Raw genomic sequence first — 2,849 nt, forward strand, 5'->3', positions numbered from 1 at the left:
CGCTACCGATCTACGGCGACGGCGATCAACGCCGCCAGGATCACGGGCCGGATCACGCCGGCCGGCAGATGCGCGGCGACCACGGCCCCGCCCAGGGCCGCCGCGAAGGCGACGGCGGCCATCGGCAGTGCGGTGGACAGATCCTGCCGCAGGCGCCGCCGGTAGGTGAGCGCCGACGTCGCCGTGCCGAACACCGAGCCGAGCTTGTTGGTGGCCAGGGCCTGGATCGGGCTCAGCCCGGGCACGAGCAGCAGGGCCGGCAGCTGCAGGAGCCCGCCCCCGCCCACGACGGCGTCGATCCAGCCCGCCGCGAAGCCCGCGGCGAGCACGAGGACGAGCAGCCCGGCGGTCAGCTCGACGGCGCCGAACCACTCAGCGCCCGTCGCGCACCTCCGCGAGCACCGCCGCGACGGCCCCGTCCACGGGCACGGGGCGCGCCTCGCCGGTGGCACGGTCCTTGAGCTCGAGCTCGCCGTCCGCCAGGCCGCGGCCGATCACCACGGTGGTGGGCACGCCGATGAGCTCGGCGTCCTTGAACTTCACGCCGGGGCTGACCTTCGGACGGTCGTCCACGAGCACGGTCAGGCCCTCGGCCTCGAGGCCCGCGGCGAGGGTCTCGGCGGCGGCGAGGCCGTCCTCGCCCTTCGTGGCGACGACGACGTGCACGTCCGCCGGGGCCACCGCGCGCGGCCACGCCAGGCCCTTGTCGTCGTGGTAGCGCTCGGCGATCGCGGCGACGGCGCGCGTGATGCCGATGCCGTAGGAGCCCATGGTCACCACGACCTGCTTGCCGTGGACGTCGAGGACCTTCAGGTCGAGGGCCTCGGCGTACTTGCGGCCGAGCTGGAAGATGTGGCCCATCTCCATGCCGCGGCGGGTGTGCAGCGGGCCGGAGCCGTCCGGGGCCTGGTCGCCCTCGCGCACCGCGGTGGCCTCGAGCACGCCGTCCCACGTGAAGTCGCGGCCGGCCACGAGGCCGAACACGTGGCGCTGGTCCGCGTTCGCGCCGGTGATCCACGCGGTGCCGGGGGCGATGCGCGGGTCCACGAAGAAGGGCAGGCCCGAGACGGAGCCCTCCGCGCCGAGGACCGGGGTGCCCTCGACCGCGTCGGCCGCCGCGGGGCCGATGTAGCCCTTGACCAGGGCGGGGTGCGCGGCCAGGTCCGCGGCGGTCGCGGCCTCGAGCGTGGGCTCGCCGACCACGCCGAGCGCCGGGCCCACGGAGGCCTCGAGACGCTTGAGGTCCACCTCACGGTCGCCGGGCACGCCCACGACGAACGGGCGGCGCTCGCCGCCGTCCACCACCGCGGTGACCACGACGCACTTGAGCGTGTCCGCGGCGGTCCACGGCTCGCCGTCGCGCGGGGCCAGCCGGTTGGCGACGTCCACGAGCGCGGCGATGGTGGTGGAGACCGGGGTGTCCTTGACCTCGGCGGCGGGCAGGACCGCCATGGCCGCCTCGTCCAGCGGGGCGGGGGCCACCGTGGTGACGGCCTCGACGTTGGCGCGGTAGCCGCCGTCGGACTCGACGAAGGTGTCCTCGCCCACCTCGGTGGGGTGCAGGAACTCCTCGGAGCGGGAGCCGCCCATCGCACCGGAGGTGGCCCGCACCGGCACGACCTCGAGGCCGAGGCGGTCGAAGATCCGCAGGTAGGCGGCCCGGTGGGCCTCGTACGCGGCGTCCAGGCCGGCGTCGTCCACCGTGAAGGAGTAGGAGTCCTTCATGATGAACTCGCGCCCGCGCAGCAGGCCGGCGCGCGGGCGGGCCTCGTCCCGGTACTTGGTCTGGATCTGGTACAGGTACGCGGGCAGGTCCTTGTACGAGGAGTACAGGTCCTTCACCAGGAGCGTGAACATCTCCTCGTGTGTGGGGGCCAGGAGGTAGTCGTTGCCCCTGCGGTCCTGCAGGCGGAACAGCCCGTCGCCGTACTCATCCCAGCGCCCCGTGGCCTCGTAGGGCTCCCGCGGCAGCAGCGCCGGGAAGTGCACCTCCTGGGCGCCGATCGCGTCCATCTCCTCGCGCACGATCCGCTCCACCTTGGCCAGCACCTTGAGGCCCAGCGGCAGCCACGAGTAGATGCCCGGGGCCGCGCGACGGATGTAACCGGCACGGACGAGGAGCCTGTGGCTCGCCACCTCGGCCTCCGCCGGGTCGTCGCGCAGGGTGCGCAGGAACAGGGTGGACATGCGCAGGGGCATGACGGGGCCTCCTCGGACGGGCTCGCGCGGTCGGGGCGGCGCGCGGGACGGGACGACGCCGGCACGGGGTGCCCGGCGTCCTGACCGCCGATCCTATCGCCCGCGCAGGGCCCGCCGGGTCAGTACAGGACGGTCGCGAACGTGCCGCGCCGCTCGAACCCCACGCGCTCGTACGTGCGCAGCGCGGGGGTGTTGTACGCGTTGACATAGAGGCTGACCACGGGCGCCTGGAGTCGCACGTAGTCCACGACGGCGGCCATCGCCGACGCCGCCAGTCCTCGGCCGCGCGCGGCGGGGGCCATCCACACGCCCTGGATCTGGGCGCACCGGGAGGAGAGCAGCCCGATGTCCGCCTTGAAGCGCAGCGGGCCGCCCGCGTCGCGCGGTCCCGGGTCGATGAAGACGCGTCCGGTGTGGATCAGCCGCTCGACGCGGTCCCGGTACTGGGCCGCGCCCCCGGCGAATGGGGAGAAGCCGAGCTCCTCCTCGAACATCGCCGCGCTGGCCGGCAGGACGCGCGCGAAGTCGTGTGGCTGCGCCTGCACCACGTGCGGGTTCGGGTCGATCCCCCCGGCCGTGCCCAGCACGAGCAGCGGCTGGTCGGGGCGCACGGACCGGGACCGGTGGCCCGCGGCGGCGAGGGCCTCGCC

The 2,849-nt window shown here is 74.7% G+C and carries 2 protein-coding genes and 1 pseudogene; all 3 read right to left on the bottom strand.

Features of this window, described 5'->3' with window-relative positions; genetic code table 11:
• Positions 1-11: 11 nt before the first annotated feature.
• A pseudogene (locus D8M29_RS10620) lies at positions 12-329 on the bottom strand (TSUP family transporter); the annotation flags it as partial.
• A 43-nt stretch (positions 330-372) separates the two neighbouring features.
• The gene (locus tag D8M29_RS10625) at positions 373-2,199 is read right to left on the bottom strand and encodes a proline--tRNA ligase (protein ID WP_061866730.1); all 1,827 of its coding nucleotides are present in this window, start codon (positions 2,197-2,199) and stop codon (positions 373-375) included.
• Positions 2,200-2,318: 119 nt separating this feature from the next.
• A partial coding sequence (locus tag D8M29_RS10630; RefSeq protein WP_238693388.1) for a GNAT family N-acetyltransferase occupies positions 2,319-2,849 on the bottom strand: 531 nt, incomplete at its 5' end.

Source organism: Micrococcus sp. HSID17227 (assembly GCF_003989405.1).
GTDB classification, from domain to species: domain Bacteria; phylum Actinomycetota; class Actinomycetes; order Actinomycetales; family Micrococcaceae; genus Micrococcus; species Micrococcus luteus.

Coding starts and splice junctions, on each gene's coding strand:
- D8M29_RS10625 (WP_061866730.1), bottom strand. CDS start 2,199: ATGCCCCTGCGCATGTCCACCCTGTTCCTGCGCACCCTGCGCGACGAC.